This is a genomic window from Citrobacter sp. RHBSTW-00671 (assembly GCF_014103415.1).
Classification (GTDB): Bacteria; Pseudomonadota; Gammaproteobacteria; order Enterobacterales; family Enterobacteriaceae; genus Citrobacter.
The window spans coordinates 1,848,975-1,866,175 of the sequence record NZ_JABXPR010000001.1; the positions used below are offsets into that span (position 1 = coordinate 1,848,975).

Sequence of the window (17,201 nt, forward strand, 5' to 3'; positions counted from 1 at the left end):
TTTTATCCTATGTTATCGTTTTTTTTCCAGGAAGGTTGTTCTTCATGCCCCAGTCTACATCCGTACTGAGACGTAATGGATTTACTTTTAAGCAGTTTTTTGTGGCACACGATCGCTGTGCAATGAAAGTCGGAACAGACGGTATTTTATTGGGGGCCTGGGCCCCCGTTGCGGGCGTAAAGCGGATCCTGGATATTGGTACCGGGAGCGGCCTGTTGGCGCTGATGCTGGCCCAACGTACAGACGAAAACGTCATTATTGATGCCGTGGAGCTTGATGTTGATGCTGCGCAGCAGGCGCAGGAAAACATTGCGCAATCTCCGTGGATGCATCGTGTGAGGGTACATTCAGAGGATGCTCAGCAATGGGTACCGCGCCAGACCGTACGTTTTGACCTGATTATCAGCAATCCACCCTATTATGAACAGGGTGTGGAATGCGCAACTCCGCAACGTGAACAGGCGCGCTACACGACCACGCTCGATCACGAAGCATTGCTCACGCTGGCGGCTGACAGCATTACCGAAGAAGGTTTTTTTTGTGTGGTGCTGCCGGAGCAAATTGGCAACGCGTTTACCCAGCAGGCATTAAGTTTGGGCTGGCATTTGCGTCTGCGTACGGATGTCGCCGAAACTGAAGCCCGGTTACCACATCGGGTTTTGTTGGCATTCTCCCCGCAGGCCGGGGAGTGCTTTAGCGACAGGCTGGTTATCCGTGGGTCAGACCAGCGTTATTCTGAAGGCTACACGGCGCTGACCCAGGCATTTTATCTGTTTATGTGATGGTTTAGCGGCGAGAGAATGGACGGGCCTGATTCAGGAAGCTGCTCTGGATAATCCAGCGTGTAGTGCAGGCCCCGACTTTCTTTGCGCATCATCGCACAGCGGACAATTAACTCAGCTACCTGCACCAGATTGCGCAGTTCCAGCAAATTATTCGACACGCGGAAATGGGCGTAATATTCGTCGATTTCCTGCTGCAACATCGTGATACGTCGCAGGGCGCGCTCCAGACGTTTAGTTGTGCGCACGATGCCGACGTAATCCCACATAAACAGCCGTAGCTCATGCCAGTTATGCTGGATAACAACCAATTCATCCGGATTTTCTACCCGACTTTCATCCCAACCTGGGAGCGAGTTAACGCCGCGGGCATAAGGCATTCTGCGGTCAATATCTTCCGCTGCAGACCAGCCATACACCAGACACTCCAGCAGCGAGTTCGACGCCATGCGATTGGCGCCATGCAGACCGGTATAGCTCACTTCACCGATTGCATATAAACCGTCGACATCTGTGCGGCCAAAGTCATCAACCATCACACCGCCGCAGGTGTAGTGCGCAGCGGGAACGATGGGGACCGGCTCTTTGGTCAGATCGATACCCAGGCCTAACAGTTTTTCATAAATCATCGGGAAATGCTGGCGGACAAATTCTTCGGGTTTATGGCTGATGTCGAGGAACATGCAGTCAGCGCCCAAACGCTTCATCTCATGGTCGATGGCACGGGCGACAATATCACGCGGGGCCAGCTCGCCGCGCTTGTCAAAGTCGGGCATAAAGCGTGAGCCATCCGGGCGTTTCAGGTGCGCGCCTTCGCCGCGCAGCGCTTCGGTCAGCAGAAAATTGCGCGCTTGTGGATGATACAGCGCGGTTGGGTGAAACTGGTTAAATTCGAGATTGGCAACGCGGCAACCCGCACGCCAGGCCATGGCTATCCCATCACCGGAGGAAATATCCGGGTTGGTGGTGTATTGATACACTTTAGAAGCGCCGCCAGTGGCCAGCACGACTGACTTCGCATGGCAGGTTTCGACGGCTTCTTTATTACGGTTCCAGATCCAGGCACCAACAACCCGACGCGTCCCCGGCAGACCAATTTTATCTGAGATGATCAGGTCCACGGCGTTACTGCGCTCCAGTACCCGAATATTCGGATGACTTTGCGCCTGGCTGACCAACGTGGTTTCGACCTCTTTACCGGTGGCATCTGCCGCATGCAGGATACGTCGATGGCTATGGCCGCCTTCTCGGGTCAGGTGATAGCTCTCTTCGCCGTTGGGCTGAACCTGAGTATCAAATAAGACGCCTTGATCAATCAGCCACTGGACACACGAACGGGCATTGCTGGCAACAAACTCAACGGCATGACGATCGCAAAGACCGGCCCCTGCAATCAGCGTATCTTCAACGTGGGAGTCAATGCTGTCGGTTTCATCGAAAACAGCGGCAATGCCACCCTGAGCATAAAATGTCGAGCCTTCGCTAACCGGCCCTTTGCTCAGGACAATGACCTGATGTTTTTCAGCCAGGCGTAGTGCCAGTGAGAGTCCGGCAGCCCCGCTGCCAATGATCAGCACGTCACAGGATAATTCGGGAGTCGTATTCATGATTTTTGTTTAATTTACTAAACAGTGTTTGGTCACCATAGCACCACATTGCGCGATACTGCACGTTTTATTTTTAACTGTGTTGCAATGGCTAAACACAAAGGAAGGGTATGTGGATGAGTGAAAGAGCAAAAATATTTTGTGAAGCAGGCCGTTAGCATCAGATTATGAGGTGAAATAAAGTGGCCGTTGGGTTACTCTGCAAGCGGTGAAATGGGCATTTCTATACAGATAGTGCGTTGATCGGGTTATGTAGACTTATAATGAGAGATAAGACCTGTCTACAACATGACAAACAAAAACAAATGCGTAACGGAACTTTACGAAACTTGAGCACTCTAAGCTTTTGCTTGCTCATAGTGAAGCTTATGGAGTGGCGTTTCGAAAGCGCGTGGAAATTTGGTTTGGGGAGACTTTACCTCGGATGAGCGAGCAGTTAACGGACCAGGTCCTGGTTGAACGGGTCCAGAAGGGAGATCAGAAAGCCTTTAACTTACTGGTGGTTCGCTACCAGCATAAAGTGGCGAGTCTGGTTTCCCGCTATGTACCTTCGGGCGATGTTCCCGATGTTGTACAAGAAGCATTTATCAAGGCCTATCGTGCGCTGGACTCGTTCCGGGGAGATAGTGCTTTTTATACCTGGCTGTATCGTATTGCAGTCAATACAGCGAAGAATTACCTGGTCGCTCAGGGGCGTCGTCCACCTTCCAGTGATATAGATGCGATAGAAGCAGAAAATTACGAAAGTGGCGGCGCACTGAAAGAAATTTCGAACCCTGAGAACTTAATGTTGTCAGAAGAACTGAGACAGATAGTTTTCCGAACTATTGAGTCCCTCCCGGAAGATTTACGCATGGCAATAACCTTGCGGGAGCTGGATGGCCTGAGCTATGAAGAGATAGCCGCTATCATGGATTGTCCGGTGGGTACGGTGCGTTCACGTATCTTCCGAGCGAGGGAAGCTATTGATAATAAAGTTCAACCGCTTATCAGGCGTTGACGATAGCGGGATACTGGAAAAGGTATTAGGCATGCAGAAAGAAAAACTTTCCGCTTTAATGGATGGCGAAACGCTGGACACTGAGTTACTCAAAGAGTTGGCTCATGACCCGGAAATGCAAAAAACCTGGGAGAGTTATCACCTGATCCGCGATTCCATGCGAGGTGATACCGCCGACGTTCTCCATTTCGATATTTCCGACCGCGTAATGGCTGCCATCGCAGATGAGCCAGTACGTCAGGCGGCGCCATTGATCCCTGAGGCCCAGCCAGCACCGCATCAGTGGCAGAAAATGCCATTCTGGAAGAAAATGCGTCCGTGGGCCGCGCAGCTTACCCAAATGGGTGTGGCCGCGTGTGTATCACTTGCAGTTATTGTTGGCGTCCAGCACTATAATGGACAATCTGAAACGTCCCAGCAGCCCGAAACGCCGGTATTCAATACATTACCGATGATGGGTAAAGCCAGTCCGGTGAGCCTGGGTGTACCTTCTGACGCGACTGCCAGCGGCGGTCAGCAACAGCAGGTACAGGAGCAGCGTCGTCGTATTAATGCCATGTTGCAGGATTACGAACTGCAACGTCGACTGCACTCCGAACAGCTTCAGTTTGAGCAGGCGCAAACACAGCAAGCCGCTGTCCAGGTGCCAGGAATTCAAACTTTAGGAACGCAATCGCAGTAATGAAGCAACTTTGGTTTGCCATGTCACTTGTGGCTGGTAGCCTGTTCTTCTCTGTAAACGCCTCGGCCAATCCTGCGTCCGGGGCGTTGTTGCAGCAGATGAATCTGGCCAGCCAGTCGCTCACCTATGAGCTGTCATTTGTCAGCATCAATAAGCAGGGCGTTGAATCCCTACGTTATCGCCATGCCCGCCAGGACAACCGCCCTCTTGCACAGTTGTTGCAAATGGATGGACCGCGCCGGGAAGTGGTGCAACGTGGCAACGAAATCAGTTACTTTGAGCCAGGACTCGAACCGTTCACGCTGAATGGTGACTATATCGTTGATTCTCTGCCATCCCTGATTTACACCGATTTCAAACGCCTTGCTCCCTACTATGATTTTATCGCGGTAGGCCGCACGCGTATTGCAGACCGACTCTGTGAAGTTATCCGCGTGGTAGCGCGTGACGGTACGCGTTACAGCTACATCGTCTGGATGGACACCGAAACCAAGCTGCCCATGCGTGTCGATCTCCTCGATCGGGATGGCGAAACGCTTGAGCAATTCCGCGTAATCGCCTTTACCGTCAATAACGGGGTTAGCGACAGCATGCAGACGCTGGCGAAAGCAAACCTTCCGCCGTTATTGTCAGTTCCTGCCGGGGAGAAAACGAACTTCAACTGGAGTCCATCGTGGCTACCACAAGGGTTCAGTGAGGTCTCCAGCAGCCGACGTCCACTGCCGACAATGGATAACATGCCGATTGAATCGCGCCTGTATTCTGATGGCCTGTTCAGTTTTTCTGTGAACGTGAACCGCGCGTCGCAAAACAGCGCCGATCAGCTGCTGCGTACCGGACGTCGAACGGTCAGTACTACCGTGCGGGATAACGCCGAAATCACCATTGTGGGCGAGCTCCCGCCGCAAACGGCAAAGCGTATTGCGGACAATATTAAGTTCAGGGCCGCGCAATGATTAAAGAATGGGCAACGGTTGTTTCCTGGCAAAATGGTCTGGCGACGGTCAGCTGCGATGTTAAAGCATCGTGTAGCAGCTGCGCGTCGCGGGCTGGATGCGGCAGTCGTGTGCTGAACAAACTGGGGCCGCAAACAACGCATACTATTGTGGTACCCAGCGATGAACCGCTGACGCCAGGGCAGAAAGTTGAACTGGGTATTGCCGAAGGGAGCCTGTTAGGCTCGGCGATGCTGGTGTATATGTCTCCGCTGGCGGGACTCTTTATTTTTGCTGCGCTGTTTCAGGTGCTGTTTGGCAGCGATATCGCCGCACTCAGCGGGGCGATACTGGGCGGCGTGGGGGGATTCCTGATTGCGCGAGGATATTCCCGTAAGCTTGCTGAGCGCGAAGCCTGGCAACCGGTTATTCTCAACGTTGCTCTCCCGCCCGATCTTATTCGCGTCGAAACCCAGCAGTGATATCTTTGCCTGATGGCGCTGCGCTTATCAGGCCTACAGCGTCCTCAGATGCAGAAGTAGGCCGGATAAGGCGTTTATGCCGCCATCCGGCAAAAGTTTCACTGACTTTGCAAAGTTGTTTCCAGTTCCCGCTATCCTTGCTCTATGAACATTTCCTCGCCTCAGCGATGTAGTGTAGAATGCGGCGTTTCACTTAAACAGACGTTAAGCTCAGAACAGCGACTTCTCAGAGCCTGCCCAGGCAGGCGTAAGGCACAATAATTACACTATATGAAGAACATACGTAACTTTTCAATCATAGCTCACATCGACCACGGTAAATCGACGCTGTCTGACCGTATTATCCAGATCTGCGGTGGCCTGTCTGACCGTGAAATGGAAGCGCAGGTTCTCGACTCGATGGATCTTGAGCGTGAGCGCGGTATTACTATCAAAGCGCAGAGCGTGACGCTCGATTTCAAAGCATCTGATGGTGAAACCTACCAGCTTAACTTTATCGACACCCCGGGCCACGTTGACTTCTCTTATGAAGTTTCTCGCTCGCTTGCCGCCTGTGAGGGCGCACTGCTGGTCGTTGATGCCGGGCAGGGTGTTGAAGCGCAAACACTGGCTAACTGCTATACCGCCATGGAAATGGATCTGGAAGTGGTGCCGGTACTGAACAAAATTGACCTGCCAGCCGCCGATCCAGAGCGTGTGGCGGAAGAAATTGAAGATATCGTCGGTATCGATGCGGCTGACGCTGTCCGTTGCTCGGCGAAAACCGGTGTTGGCGTGACTGACGTTCTTGAACGTCTGGTACGTGATATTCCGCCGCCGGAAGGCGACCCGGAAGGCCCGTTACAGGCGCTTATCATCGATTCCTGGTTCGACAACTATCTCGGTGTGGTCTCGCTGGTGCGAATTAAAAACGGCACCATGCGTAAAGGCGACAAAATCAAAGTGATGAGTACCGGTCAGGTCTACAACGCAGACCGCCTGGGTATCTTTACGCCGAAACAGGTTGACCGTACCGAACTGAAGTGTGGCGAGGTAGGTTGGTTAGTTTGCGCCATTAAAGACATCCTCGGCGCACCGGTAGGCGATACCCTGACACTGGCGCGTAACCCGGCAGATAAACCCCTGCCTGGCTTTAAAAAAGTGAAGCCGCAGGTATACGCGGGTCTGTTCCCGGTCAGCTCCGACGACTACGAAAACTTCCGTGATGCGCTTGGTAAGCTGAGCCTGAACGATGCTTCCCTGTTCTACGAACCGGAAAGTTCCACCGCGCTGGGCTTCGGCTTCCGCTGTGGCTTCCTCGGCCTGCTGCACATGGAGATCATTCAGGAGCGTCTGGAGCGTGAATACGATCTGGACCTGATCACCACTGCGCCGACCGTTGTTTACGAAGTCGAAACCACGGGCAAAGAGACTATCTATGTCGACAGCCCGTCCAAACTGCCGCCGCTGAATAACATTTACGAACTGCGCGAGCCGATTGCTGAATGTCATATGCTGCTGCCGCAGGCATACCTCGGCAACGTTATTACGCTGTGCATCGAGAAGCGTGGTGTACAGACCAACATGGTTTACCACGGTAACCAGGTGGCGCTGACCTATGAAATTCCAATGGCGGAAGTGGTCCTCGACTTCTTCGATCGTCTGAAGTCGACCTCTCGTGGCTATGCGTCGCTGGATTATAACTTCAAACGTTTCCAGGCCTCCGACATGGTACGTGTTGATGTTCTCATCAACAACGAACGCGTTGATGCGCTGGCGCTGATTACCCACCGCGATAACTCCCAGAGCCGTGGCCGTGAACTGGTCGAGAAGATGAAAGATCTGATCCCTCGCCAGCAGTTTGATATCGCAATTCAGGCGGCCATTGGCACGCACATCATTGCGCGTTCAACGGTTAAGCAGCTGCGTAAAAACGTTCTGGCTAAGTGCTACGGTGGCGATATCAGCCGTAAGAAAAAGCTGCTGCAAAAACAGAAAGAGGGTAAAAAGCGAATGAAGCAGATCGGTAACGTCGAACTGCCGCAGGAAGCCTTCCTCGCTATTCTGCATGTCGGTAAAGACAGCAAATAATCTTAAGGAGTTGGCATGGCGAACATGTTTGCCCTGATTCTGGTGATTGCCACACTGGTGACGGGCATTTTATGGTGCGTAGATAAGTTTGTCTTCGCGCCAAAACGCCGGGAGCGCCAGGCTGCGGCACAGGCCGCTGCAGGCGATTCACTGGATAAAGCAACGCTGAAAAAAGTTGCCCCTAAGCCGGGCTGGCTGGAAACCGGTGCATCCGTTTTCCCGGTACTGGCTATTGTGCTGGTGGTGCGTTCATTTATTTATGAACCGTTCCAGATCCCGTCGGGTTCGATGATGCCAACACTGTTGATTGGTGATTTTATTCTGGTAGAGAAATTTGCCTACGGAATTAAAGATCCTATTTATCAGAAAACGCTGATCGAAACGGGTCACCCCAAACGCGGTGACATTGTGGTATTTAAGTACCCGGAAGATCCGCGTCTGGACTACATTAAACGCGCTGTCGGTTTACCGGGAGACAAAGTGACGTACGATCCGGTAGCGAAAGAGGTCACTATTCAGCCAGGATGCAGTTCTGGTCAGGCGTGTGAAAACGCGCTGCCGGTAACGTACTCTGATGTTCAGCTAAGTGATTTTGTGCAGACGTTTGCTCGCCGTAACGGCGGGGAAGCGACCAGCGGTTTCTTTGAGGTTCCGCTGAACGAAACGAAAGACAACGGCATTCGCCTGACCGAGCGTAAAGAAACGCTGGGTGAGGTAACACACCGCATTCTGATGGTGCCAATCGCGCAGGATCAGGTGGGGATGTATTACCGTCAGCCGGGTCAGCAGTTAGCCACCTGGATCGTTCCACCGGGGCATTACTTCATGATGGGTGATAACCGTGACAACAGCGCGGACAGCCGTTATTGGGGATTTGTACCGGAAGCGAATCTGGTAGGTAAAGCGACCGCAATTTGGATGAGTTTCGACAAACAAGAAGGTGAGTGGCCAACCGGCGTTCGTTTAAGCCGCATTGGTGGCATTCACTAATTGCTGATAATGGTTCACGCTGTTGTCTTAATAACGACAGCGTGAATTATTTCTCGGATTAATTCCCTCAGACTAACGACATCCCTTGTCGTTGTGTATAGAATATTCCCCCGAAGTTTTAGGTTGGCGCCGTCAGGTTGCCACGGCACACGAAACAGCGTTGGTTTGTATACAAATGCATATAGCCGAAGCCAGACGGCTTAGTGAAGTGCGTATATCAGGTCTGTTTCGTGTGCTGAATTGTGGACGCATTCATTTATTGGTATCGCATGAACCCCATCGTAATTAATCGGCTTCAACGGAAGCTGGGCTACACTTTTAATCATCAGGAGCTGTTGCAGCAGGCATTAACTCACCGTAGTGCCAGCAGCAAACATAACGAGCGTTTAGAATTTTTAGGCGACTCTATTTTGAGCTTTGTTATTGCGAATGCGCTGTATCACCGTTTCCCGCGTGTGGATGAAGGTGACATGAGCCGCATGCGCGCCACGCTGGTGCGTGGAAATACGCTGGCTGAATTAGCCCGTGAATTTGACCTCGGAGAATGTTTACGCCTGGGGCCGGGTGAGTTGAAAAGCGGTGGTTTCCGTCGCGAATCAATTCTGGCGGATACCGTCGAAGCGTTGATCGGTGGCGTCTTCCTCGACAGCGATATTCAGACGGTTGAACAGTTGATCCTGAACTGGTATCAAACGCGTCTGGACGAAATTAGTCCGGGCGACAAACAAAAAGATCCGAAAACGCGCCTGCAGGAGTATTTGCAGGGTCGCCACCTGCCGCTGCCGTCTTATCTGGTGGTGCAGGTCCGTGGCGAAGCGCACGATCAAGAATTTACTATCCACTGCCAGGTCAGCGGCCTGAGTGAACCGGTGGTTGGCACAGGTTCGAGCCGTCGTAAGGCTGAGCAGGCTGCCGCCGAACAGGCGTTGAAAAAACTGGAGCTGGAATGAGCGTCGATAAAACTTACTGCGGATTTATTGCCATCGTCGGTCGCCCGAACGTCGGCAAATCCACCCTGTTGAATAATCTGCTTGGGCAGAAGATTTCCATTACCTCACGTAAGGCACAGACAACTCGTCACCGTATTGTTGGTATCCATACCGAAGGCGCGTATCAGGCGATTTATGTCGATACCCCGGGTCTGCATATGGAAGAGAAACGTGCCATCAACCGTCTGATGAACAAAGCGGCAAGCAGTTCTATCGGTGATGTTGAGCTGGTCATTTTTGTCGTGGAAGGCACGCGTTGGACGCCGGACGACGAGATGGTGCTCAACAAGCTGCGTGACGGTAAGGTCCCGGTTATTCTGGCTGTCAATAAAGTGGATAACGTCCAGGAGAAGGCCGATCTGTTGCCGCACCTGCAGTTCCTGGCAAGCCAGATGAATTTCCTCGATATCGTCCCGATGTCTGCGGAAACCGGACTGAATGTTGATACTATCGCGGGCATCGTGCGTAAACATCTGCCGGAAGCGATTCATCACTTCCCGGAAGATTACATCACCGATCGCTCCCAGCGTTTTATGGCCTCTGAGATCATCCGCGAAAAACTGATGCGTTTCCTGGGTGCTGAGCTGCCTTATTCTGTAACCGTCGAAATTGAACGTTTTATTTCTAACGAGCGCGGCGGTTACGACATCAACGGTTTGATCCTCGTTGAGCGTGAAGGGCAGAAGAAGATGGTGATTGGTAATAAAGGCGCCAAAATCAAAACCATCGGCATTGAAGCCCGTAAAGACATGCAGGAGATGTTCGAAGCGCCTGTACACCTGGAGTTGTGGGTGAAAGTGAAATCCGGCTGGGCCGATGACGAACGCGCGCTGCGCAGCCTCGGTTACGGCGACGACCAGTAGTTTTAATACTCTATGGCTTTCGAGGTGCAGGAAGGCGGCAAGTCCGCGAATCCCCGGGAGCTAACTCTCGTAAGTGACTGGGGTGAACGGGCGCAGCCAACGCACCTGCAACTTGAAAGACGACGAGTATTATGATGGAAGGATGGCAACGCGCCTTTGTCTTACATAGTCGCCCCTGGAGCGAAACCAGCCTCGTGCTGGATGTCTTCACGGAAGAGTCTGGCCGCGTGCGCCTTGTCGCCAAAGGCGCACGTTCTAAACGTTCCAACCTGAAAGGCGCACTCCAGCCTTTTACCCCGTTGTTACTTCGCTTTGGCGGCCGCGGTGAGGTGAAAACCTTGCGCAGTGCGGAAGCCGTATCTCTGGCACTTCCCCTTAGCGGTATCACGTTGTACAGCGGCCTGTACATCAATGAACTTATCTCGCGCGTGCTTGAGTATGAAACTCGTTTTTCTGAACTCTTTTTCGACTACCTGAACTGCATTCAGGCACTGGCTGGCGCGACAGGTTCGCCAGAGCCGGCACTGCGTCGCTTTGAACTGGCCTTACTTGGCCACCTGGGTTACGGCGTGGATTTCACCCACTGTGCGGGCAGCGGCGAGCCGGTAGATGACACCATGACCTACCGCTATCGGGAAGAAAAAGGCTTTATCGCCAGTGTTGTCATCGATAACAGCACCTTTACCGGACGCCATCTGAAAGCGCTAGAATCGCGTGAATTTCCTGATGCTGACACGCTGCGCGCTGCGAAACGCTTTACCCGTATGGCCTTAAAGCCGTATCTTGGTGGTAAGCCCTTAAAGAGCCGCGAATTATTCCGGCAGTTTCTGCCGAAGCGAAAATAAAATAACGAGGATTGTCATGGCTGAATTACTGTTAGGCGTCAACATTGACCACATTGCCACTCTACGTAATGCACGTGGTACCGCATATCCGGACCCGGTTCAGGCAGCGTTTATCGTTGAACAGGCTGGCGCGGATGGCATCACCGTGCACCTGCGTGAAGACCGTCGCCATATCACCGACCGCGACGTACGTATTCTGCGCCAGACGCTGGATACGCGAATGAATCTGGAAATGGCGGTAACCGAAGAGATGCTGGCTATCGCCGTAGAGACGAAGCCGCATTTTTGCTGCCTGGTGCCGGAAAAGCGTCAGGAAGTTACTACTGAAGGTGGTCTGGACGTCGCCGGTCAGCGCGACAAGATGCGCGATGCCTGCAAACGCCTGGCGGACGCAGGCATTCTGGTTTCGCTGTTTATCGATGCGGATGAAGAACAAATTAAAGCGGCTGCTGACGTGGGCGCTCCGTTCATTGAAATTCATACCGGCTGTTACGCCGATGCGAAAACCGATGCTGAACAGGCGAGTGAACTGGCGCGTATTGCTAAAGCGGCGACGTTTGCTGCCAGTCTGGGCCTGAAGGTGAATGCCGGTCACGGTTTGACGTACCATAATGTTAAAGCCATTGCGCGGATCCCGGAAATGCACGAGCTAAATATTGGGCATGCGATTATCGGGCGTGCGGTGATGAGCGGGCTGAAAGACGCCGTCGTGGAAATGAAACGTCTGATGCTGGAAGCGCGTGGCTAATGGCGATTCTGGGTTTAGGCACGGATATCGTGGAGATTGCGCGAATCGAGGCGGTGATCTCCCGCTCCGGTGAACGCCTGGCCAGACGGGTCCTGAGTGACAACGAATGGGCCATCTGGGAAACGCATCAGCAACCGGTGCGTTTTCTGGCAAAGCGCTTTGCGGTAAAAGAGGCCGCAGCAAAAGCCTTCGGGACGGGCATTCGCAATGGGCTGGCGTTTAATCAGTTTGAAGTCTTTAACGATGAACTCGGTAAACCGCGTCTGCGGTTATGGGGGGAGGCGTTAAAACTGGCGGAAAAACTGGGTGTCGCGCATATGCATGTGACGCTGGCCGATGAACGTCATTACGCCTGTGCAACGGTGATTATTGAAAGCTAGTGTCAGGATTTTGTAGGCCGGATAAGGCGCTTACGCCGCCATCCGGCAGGCAATCAGGGTGAGTTATAGCTTATCCGCGTGATGCATCAACACAAACTTATCCCACAGCTGTTCTTCGGTTTCGCTATGTGCCGGGTCTTTCAAAATTGTGTTGGGGATCGGACACACTTTCTGACAGGTTGGCGTGTCGTAATGGCCTACGCATTCCGTACATTTGTCGCTGTTAATCTCGTAGATGCTCTCACCCATCGAAATCGCCTCATTCGGGCATTCGGGTTCGCACATATCGCAATTGATACACTTTTTAGTGATTAACAGGGCCATCAGGAAACTCTCAAAACATCACAAATCGGGCGGGCATTATACGCGCATTCTTTGCTCAGACCAGTTTTTTTACCAGCTCTTCACTGTGACGAATTCGTTCCGGAGCATGTTCTAAATCTTGCTGAACTAGCGCCATAAACAGTAAATCCGTGAGCATCATCTGCGCGTGCGTCGATGAAATTGCCGCGCTGCGTGTCGCTTGTTCTTCGGCAATCGTATACAGGCAATGGCTTGCTCGCTGTTGCAGGGCATTGGGTGTAAACCCGGTGATAGCAAGGATTTTGGCACCGGTGCGCAACGTTTCATCCGCAGCCAGGTTGAGTTCACGACGTTCCCCGGTATAGGAAATCGCCAACAGGAGATCGCCCGGCGAAAGCGCCTGTACCGTTGCCAGCAGGGCGTGCATATCGCGTTCCACTACTGCGTTAAAACCTATTTTCAATAGTTTCCAGGCAAAATTCTGTGCCACCAGCCCAGAGGCGCCAATTCCGGTCAGGACAATGCGTCGGGCGGAGCGTAACAAGGCAACGCTTTCCATCAGCTTTTCTTCGCTGTTGATATCCAGTGTGGCGTGCATGGCCGCAACGTTTTCCTGAATCAGTTTTTCACCCACCAGACGCATAGGGTCGTCGCCGCGGATCTGATTATGCACTGGGATAGAATGGGGATTGGGATTACTGGCCAGTGCTTCGCTGATCGCCAGTTTCAGTGCGGGAAACCCTTTAAACCCCATTTTTTGTGCGAACTTCACGACGCTGGACTGGCTGACGCCCGCTTCAAAAGCGAGTTGCTGTGAACTGAGATGACGCGCAGTATCCGGCTGTGCGAGGAGGTAATCCGCAAGCTTTTTATCGCTTTGCGCGAGGTCCGGGTAACGCTGACGAATGCGAATCAAACAGTTCATGCTGTCTCCTGGCGAAAACGTGATGGCGATTACAAAACAAAATTTCACTCGCCTGGGTGAATATTATATTCCATTATAACGGATTACTATGAATTAAAAATTCCTAAGGAACAAAAAATGAATCTCGGTGCGTTAGTGTCAGAAAGCCGCAATCCTCAGACCATGGATCTTGATGCGTTATCCACGCTTGAGTTGGTTCATCGTTTTAATCAACAGGATACGCTGGTAGCCGTTGCTGTAAAAGCAACTCTGCCTGAAGTTGCGCTTGCGGTCGATGCGGCGGCTGACGCGTTAAAAGCAGGGGGACGGATTATCTACATGGGGGCGGGGACCAGTGGACGTCTTGGCGTACTGGATGCATCTGAGTGCCCACCGACTTTTGGCGTACCGCATGGACGGGTTGTTGGCCTGATTGCTGGCGGGCCGGGCGCATTGCTGAAGGCCGTTGAAGGTGCAGAAGATAACCCGCAGCTGGGTGAGGATGATCTGCGTGCGCTCAACCTTACGGCACAGGATCTGGTGGTGGGGCTGGCGGCATCCGGGCGTACACCGTATGTGATAGGCGGCTTGCAATATGCCCGTTCCGTCGGCTGCACCACGGTGGCGATTTCCTGTAATCCGGATTCCCCCATCGCACGTGAAGCGGACATCGCCATATCACCGGTTGTTGGCCCGGAGGCCCTGACAGGGTCAACGCGACTGAAGTCCGGTACTGCGCAAAAACTGGTGCTCAATATGATTTCTACCGGTGCAATGGTGAAGTTTGGCAAGGTGTATCAGAACCTGATGGTGGATATGAAAGCGACCAACGTTAAGCTGGTAGACCGGGCGTGTCGCATGGTCGTGGAAGCCACCGGTATTGCGTATGACCAGGCGCAAGCTCTGCTGAAACAGACCGATTTTGATGTTAAGCCCGCCATTTTGATGGCTCTCACGGGCCTCGATGCCACTGCAGCCCGGGAAAAACTGGCTGCACATCAGGGTTTTTTACGCGCGGCGTTAGAACACTAAGAGGTTGATATGGATAAAACGGCGGTGCTTGCCAGCGATATCCTGCTGGGCGTGGGCGGAGAGAAAAATATTCTGCGCCTGGAAAACTGTATGACGCGCGTCAGAGTGGAAGTACAGGATGACGCTCAGCTCGATATTTCCCGACTCAAGCAACTGCCGGGCGTTAGCGGCTACGTGAAGCAGGGGGCGCAGCACCAGATTATTGTTGGTCCGGGCAAAGCCGCGAAAGTGGTCGATGCCATGCGTTCCCTGATTGCCGATGGCGGCGAACGTTCCAATGTGGGAGATATTGAGCGAACAAAATCAGAGGCCAAAGCAAAATACAAAGCGCCGATGAGTGACGCGCTGCGCAAGCTGGCTAACGTTTTTATCCCGCTTATTCCGGCGTTTATCGCCTCCGGTTTGATTACCGGCATCATTAACATCCTCAAACGTCCGGACATCGTGGGGGACTTTGCGACCCACTATCCGAATATGTTGGGACTGTTAGGTATTTTCGGTAGTGCCGTGTTTGCCATTATGAACATCCTTGTCGGGGTGAATACTGCCAAAGTATTTGGCGGTTCGCTGGCGATGGGGGGCGTGATGGCCGGCATTCTCTCCAGCCCGCAACTGGCGCAAATTACCTTGTTTGGCGAGGCATTGCAGCCGGGACGCGGTGGGGTAATCGCGGTGCTGCTGGTGGTGGCGCTAATGTGCTGGATTGAGCGTAAATTCCGCGAAGTGCTGCCGGAGTCTCTTGAACTGATCCTTAATCCACTGCTGACCACCCTTATTACCGGGACCATCGCCATTGTGGCGCTGCAACCGCTTGGTGGCTGGATAGCCGAATCCATTGCCCATGGCGCTTCCTGGGCTATTGATCGCGGTGGCTTCCTGGTAGGGGCGGTGCTGGCCGGTACCTTTCTGCCACTGGTTCTCACCGGACTCCATCAGGGATTGGTCCCTATCCATGTAGAACTGGTACAGGCGCACGGGTATAACGCACTCTTTCCTATTCTGGCGATGGCCGGAGTGGGGCAAATCGGTGCGGCTATTGCGGTACTGATGAAAACCCGTAACGCACGGCTGAAAAAAGTGATTAAAAGCGCGCTGCCGGTCGGATTGCTGGGTATTGGCGAACCGCTGATTTTTGGGGTGACATTGCCATTAGGCAAGCCGTTCATCGGTGCCTGTCTCGGTGGTGCAGTCGGTGGGGCGCTGATCAGCTACTGGAAGGTGGCGACGGTCATCACCTTTGGCATCTCGGGATTGCCGCTGGCACTGACGATTGTTGCCGGAAAAGTGATGTTCTATCTGTTAGGCTATCTGGTAGCGGTTATTGCCGGGTTCCTGTTTACCTGGCTATTGGGGTTCAACGATCCAGAGGAATAAGGTTTGACCAGTCACCAGCGTCGCGTTGTTTTTTTTGATTTGGATGGCACGTTACACCAGCAGGATATGTTCGGCAGTTTCTTACGTTTTCTGTTGCGTCGCCAACCGCTAAATGCGTTGCTGGTGCTGCCCCTGTTGCCAATTATTGCGCTGGCAATGTTAATTAAAGGGCGCGCCGCCCGCTGGCCCATGAGCCTGCTGTTGTGGGGCTGTACCTTTGGTCGCAGTGAAGCGCGCCTGAAGGCACATCAGGCCGATTTTGTGCGCTGGTTTCGCGGGCATGTGACGGCATTTCCGGTCGTGCAGCAGCGTCTGACGACGTACCTGTTAAGCTCCGATGCTGATATCTGGCTGATCACCGGTTCCCCGCAGTCGCTGGTGGAGCAGGTTTACTTCGATACGCCGTGGCTGCCGCGTGTCAATTTGATCGCCAGTCAAATGGCGCGTGGATACGGGGGCTGGGTATTGCCACTGCGCTGTCTGGGACATGAAAAAGTGGCGCAACTGGAACAGCAGATTGGCGCGCCGTTGCATCTTTACAGCGGTTACAGCGACAGTAAGCAGGACAATCCACTGCTCTCTTTTTGCCAGCATCGCTGGCGCGTCACGCCGTGCGGGGAGCTGCAACAACTCGAATAGAGTAAACGATAGCGTCTGTGTATAATGCGCCCGCTTTGATTACTGGAGTTACCCCTTTGTCTGAAGTTGAATTTAGCCACGAATACTGGATGCGTCATGCTTTAACGCTGGCTAAGCGCGCCTGGGATGAGCGTGAAGTCCCGGTGGGTGCAGTATTGGTCCTCAACAACCGCGTTATTGGCGAAGGCTGGAATCGGCCGATTGGCCATCATGATCCTACCGCCCACGCTGAAATCATGGCGTTGCGCCAGGGCGGTCTGGTGCTACAAAACTACCGTCTGCTGGATGCGACGTTGTATGTCACACTGGAACCGTGCGTGATGTGTGCCGGTGCGATGGTGCACAGCCGTATTGGTCGGGTGGTTTTTGGCGCGTGCGATGCGAAAACGGGGGCGGCGGGTTCGTTAATGGACGTACTGCATCACCCTGGCATGAACCATCGGGTTGACGTGACTGAAGGCGTGTTACGTGATGAATGTGCCACGTTGCTCAGCGATTTTTTCCGTATGCGTCGCCAGGAAATTAAAGCCCTGAAAAAATCCTCCAACATGTAAATGCCTATCTGATTGCCTGAGG

20 protein-coding genes are annotated in these 17,201 nt (G+C 53.1%); 17 read left to right on the forward strand and 3 right to left on the reverse strand.

Going from position 1 to position 17,201, the window contains the following annotated elements:
- The first annotated feature begins 44 nt into the window (after nt 1-44).
- The gene (gene trmN, locus HV261_RS08795) at nt 45-782 is read left to right on the forward strand and encodes a tRNA(1)(Val) (adenine(37)-N(6))-methyltransferase TrmN (protein ID WP_202038021.1); all 738 of its coding nucleotides are present in this window, start codon (nt 45-47) and stop codon (nt 780-782) included.
- Here the strand turns inward: trmN and nadB are convergent.
- On the reverse strand, nt 767-2,389 hold the full coding sequence (gene nadB, locus HV261_RS08800) for an L-aspartate oxidase (RefSeq protein ID WP_202038022.1): 1,623 nt from the start codon (nt 2,387-2,389) through the stop codon (nt 767-769). The genes trmN and nadB overlap by 16 nt on opposite strands.
- 263 nt (nt 2,390-2,652) lie before the next feature.
- Between nadB and rseD the strand changes: the two genes are divergently transcribed.
- The 12 genes from rseD (at nt 2,653) to acpS (ending at nt 12,373) form a co-directional block, all read left to right on the forward strand.
- Complete coding sequence (gene rseD, locus HV261_RS08805) at nt 2,653-2,817, forward strand: rpoE leader peptide RseD (RefSeq protein WP_124022090.1); 165 nt, start codon at nt 2,653-2,655, stop codon at nt 2,815-2,817.
- A complete protein-coding gene (gene rpoE / locus HV261_RS08810; protein WP_003037573.1) occupies nt 2,814-3,389 on the forward strand; it encodes an RNA polymerase sigma factor RpoE in 576 nt (191 codons plus the stop codon). Before rseD ends, rpoE begins: the two co-directional genes overlap by 4 nt.
- A gap of 31 nt (nt 3,390-3,420) precedes the next feature.
- Nucleotides 3,421-4,071, forward strand: a complete 651-nt coding sequence (gene rseA / locus HV261_RS08815) for an anti-sigma-E factor RseA (protein WP_137383467.1) — start codon at nt 3,421-3,423, stop codon at nt 4,069-4,071.
- Entirely contained in the window at nt 4,071-5,027 is a 957-nt protein-coding gene (rseB, locus tag HV261_RS08820) for a sigma-E factor regulatory protein RseB (RefSeq protein WP_048210886.1), read from the forward strand. Before rseA ends, rseB begins: the two co-directional genes overlap by 1 nt.
- Complete coding sequence (gene rseC, locus HV261_RS08825; protein WP_202038023.1) at nt 5,024-5,488, forward strand: SoxR-reducing system protein RseC; 465 nt, start codon at nt 5,024-5,026, stop codon at nt 5,486-5,488. The genes rseB and rseC overlap by 4 nt, the downstream gene beginning before the upstream one ends.
- Before the next feature lie 270 nt (nt 5,489-5,758).
- Nucleotides 5,759-7,558 (forward strand): translation elongation factor 4, encoded by a 1,800-nt coding sequence (gene lepA / locus HV261_RS08830; RefSeq protein ID WP_202038024.1) that lies wholly within the window; start codon nt 5,759-5,761, stop codon nt 7,556-7,558.
- Nucleotides 7,559-7,573: 15 nt separating this feature from the next.
- Nucleotides 7,574-8,548 (forward strand): signal peptidase I, encoded by a 975-nt coding sequence (gene lepB / locus HV261_RS08835; RefSeq protein WP_202038025.1) that lies wholly within the window; start codon nt 7,574-7,576, stop codon nt 8,546-8,548.
- A gap of 269 nt (nt 8,549-8,817) precedes the next feature.
- Nucleotides 8,818-9,498, forward strand: coding sequence for a ribonuclease III (rnc, locus tag HV261_RS08840; protein ID WP_003037579.1), 681 nt, complete (start codon nt 8,818-8,820; stop codon nt 9,496-9,498).
- On the forward strand, nt 9,495-10,400 hold the full coding sequence (era, locus tag HV261_RS08845; protein ID WP_202038026.1) for a GTPase Era: 906 nt from the start codon (nt 9,495-9,497) through the stop codon (nt 10,398-10,400). Before rnc ends, era begins: the two co-directional genes overlap by 4 nt.
- A 134-nt stretch (nt 10,401-10,534) precedes the next feature.
- Nucleotides 10,535-11,245: a DNA repair protein RecO gene (gene recO, locus HV261_RS08850; RefSeq protein ID WP_137383480.1), complete on the forward strand. Its 711-nt coding sequence runs from the start codon at nt 10,535-10,537 to the stop codon at nt 11,243-11,245.
- 16 nt (nt 11,246-11,261) lie between these two features.
- Nucleotides 11,262-11,993, forward strand: a complete 732-nt coding sequence (pdxJ, locus tag HV261_RS08855) for a pyridoxine 5'-phosphate synthase (protein WP_137383470.1) — start codon at nt 11,262-11,264, stop codon at nt 11,991-11,993.
- Nucleotides 11,993-12,373 (forward strand): holo-ACP synthase, encoded by a 381-nt coding sequence (acpS, locus tag HV261_RS08860; protein WP_005130319.1) that lies wholly within the window; start codon nt 11,993-11,995, stop codon nt 12,371-12,373. Before pdxJ ends, acpS begins: the two co-directional genes overlap by 1 nt.
- 63 nt (nt 12,374-12,436) lie before the next feature.
- Here the strand turns inward: acpS and HV261_RS08865 are convergent, their stop codons facing one another.
- On the reverse strand, nt 12,437-12,697 hold the full coding sequence (locus tag HV261_RS08865; protein ID WP_137383471.1) for a YfhL family 4Fe-4S dicluster ferredoxin: 261 nt from the start codon (nt 12,695-12,697) through the stop codon (nt 12,437-12,439).
- A gap of 55 nt (nt 12,698-12,752) precedes the next feature.
- Nucleotides 12,753-13,601, reverse strand: a complete 849-nt coding sequence (locus HV261_RS08870) for a MurR/RpiR family transcriptional regulator (protein ID WP_202038027.1) — start codon at nt 13,599-13,601, stop codon at nt 12,753-12,755.
- Nucleotides 13,602-13,718: 117 nt separating this feature from the next.
- On the opposite strand from HV261_RS08870, the gene murQ reads away from it, so the two are divergent.
- The 4 genes from murQ to tadA are packed head-to-tail and all read left to right on the forward strand — an operon-like array spanning nt 13,719 to nt 17,179.
- The gene (gene murQ, locus HV261_RS08875) at nt 13,719-14,612 is read left to right on the forward strand and encodes an N-acetylmuramic acid 6-phosphate etherase (protein ID WP_202038028.1); all 894 of its coding nucleotides are present in this window, start codon (nt 13,719-13,721) and stop codon (nt 14,610-14,612) included.
- 9 nt (nt 14,613-14,621) lie between these two features.
- On the forward strand, nt 14,622-15,986 hold the full coding sequence (locus HV261_RS08880; protein ID WP_202038029.1) for a PTS transporter subunit EIIC: 1,365 nt from the start codon (nt 14,622-14,624) through the stop codon (nt 15,984-15,986).
- A gap of 3 nt (nt 15,987-15,989) precedes the next feature.
- The gene (gene yfhb, locus HV261_RS08885; protein WP_202038030.1) at nt 15,990-16,625 is read left to right on the forward strand and encodes a phosphatidylglycerophosphatase C; all 636 of its coding nucleotides are present in this window, start codon (nt 15,990-15,992) and stop codon (nt 16,623-16,625) included.
- A 17-nt stretch (nt 16,626-16,642) separates the two neighbouring features.
- Nucleotides 16,643-17,179, forward strand: a complete 537-nt coding sequence (tadA, locus tag HV261_RS08890) for a tRNA adenosine(34) deaminase TadA (protein WP_202038031.1) — start codon at nt 16,643-16,645, stop codon at nt 17,177-17,179.
- Nucleotides 17,180-17,201 lie beyond the last annotated feature (22 nt).

Bases quoted from the DNA above. Each gene is read 5' to 3' on its own strand.
- rpoE (WP_003037573.1), top strand. From the start codon at position 2,814: ATGAGCGAGCAGTTAACGGACCAGGTCCTGGTTGAACGGGTCCAGAAG.
- HV261_RS08870 (WP_202038027.1), bottom strand. From the start codon at position 13,601: ATGAACTGTTTGATTCGCATTCGTCAGCGTTACCCGGACCTCGCGCAA.
- era (WP_202038026.1), top strand. From the start codon at position 9,495: ATGAGCGTCGATAAAACTTACTGCGGATTTATTGCCATCGTCGGTCGC.
- recO (WP_137383480.1), top strand. From the start codon at position 10,535: ATGGAAGGATGGCAACGCGCCTTTGTCTTACATAGTCGCCCCTGGAGC.
- HV261_RS08865 (WP_137383471.1), bottom strand. From the start codon at position 12,697: ATGGCCCTGTTAATCACTAAAAAGTGTATCAATTGCGATATGTGCGAA.
- nadB (WP_202038022.1), bottom strand. From the start codon at position 2,389: ATGAATACGACTCCCGAATTATCCTGTGACGTGCTGATCATTGGCAGC.
- rseC (WP_202038023.1), top strand. From the start codon at position 5,024: ATGATTAAAGAATGGGCAACGGTTGTTTCCTGGCAAAATGGTCTGGCG.
- lepB (WP_202038025.1), top strand. From the start codon at position 7,574: ATGGCGAACATGTTTGCCCTGATTCTGGTGATTGCCACACTGGTGACG.
- lepA (WP_202038024.1), top strand. From the start codon at position 5,759: ATGAAGAACATACGTAACTTTTCAATCATAGCTCACATCGACCACGGT.
- rseD (WP_124022090.1), top strand. From the start codon at position 2,653: ATGAGAGATAAGACCTGTCTACAACATGACAAACAAAAACAAATGCGT.
- rnc (WP_003037579.1), top strand. From the start codon at position 8,818: ATGAACCCCATCGTAATTAATCGGCTTCAACGGAAGCTGGGCTACACT.
- trmN (WP_202038021.1), top strand. From the start codon at position 45: ATGCCCCAGTCTACATCCGTACTGAGACGTAATGGATTTACTTTTAAG.
- rseB (WP_048210886.1), top strand. From the start codon at position 4,071: ATGAAGCAACTTTGGTTTGCCATGTCACTTGTGGCTGGTAGCCTGTTC.
- pdxJ (WP_137383470.1), top strand. From the start codon at position 11,262: ATGGCTGAATTACTGTTAGGCGTCAACATTGACCACATTGCCACTCTA.
- acpS (WP_005130319.1), top strand. From the start codon at position 11,993: ATGGCGATTCTGGGTTTAGGCACGGATATCGTGGAGATTGCGCGAATC.
- rseA (WP_137383467.1), top strand. From the start codon at position 3,421: ATGCAGAAAGAAAAACTTTCCGCTTTAATGGATGGCGAAACGCTGGAC.
- HV261_RS08880 (WP_202038029.1), top strand. From the start codon at position 14,622: ATGGATAAAACGGCGGTGCTTGCCAGCGATATCCTGCTGGGCGTGGGC.
- murQ (WP_202038028.1), top strand. From the start codon at position 13,719: ATGAATCTCGGTGCGTTAGTGTCAGAAAGCCGCAATCCTCAGACCATG.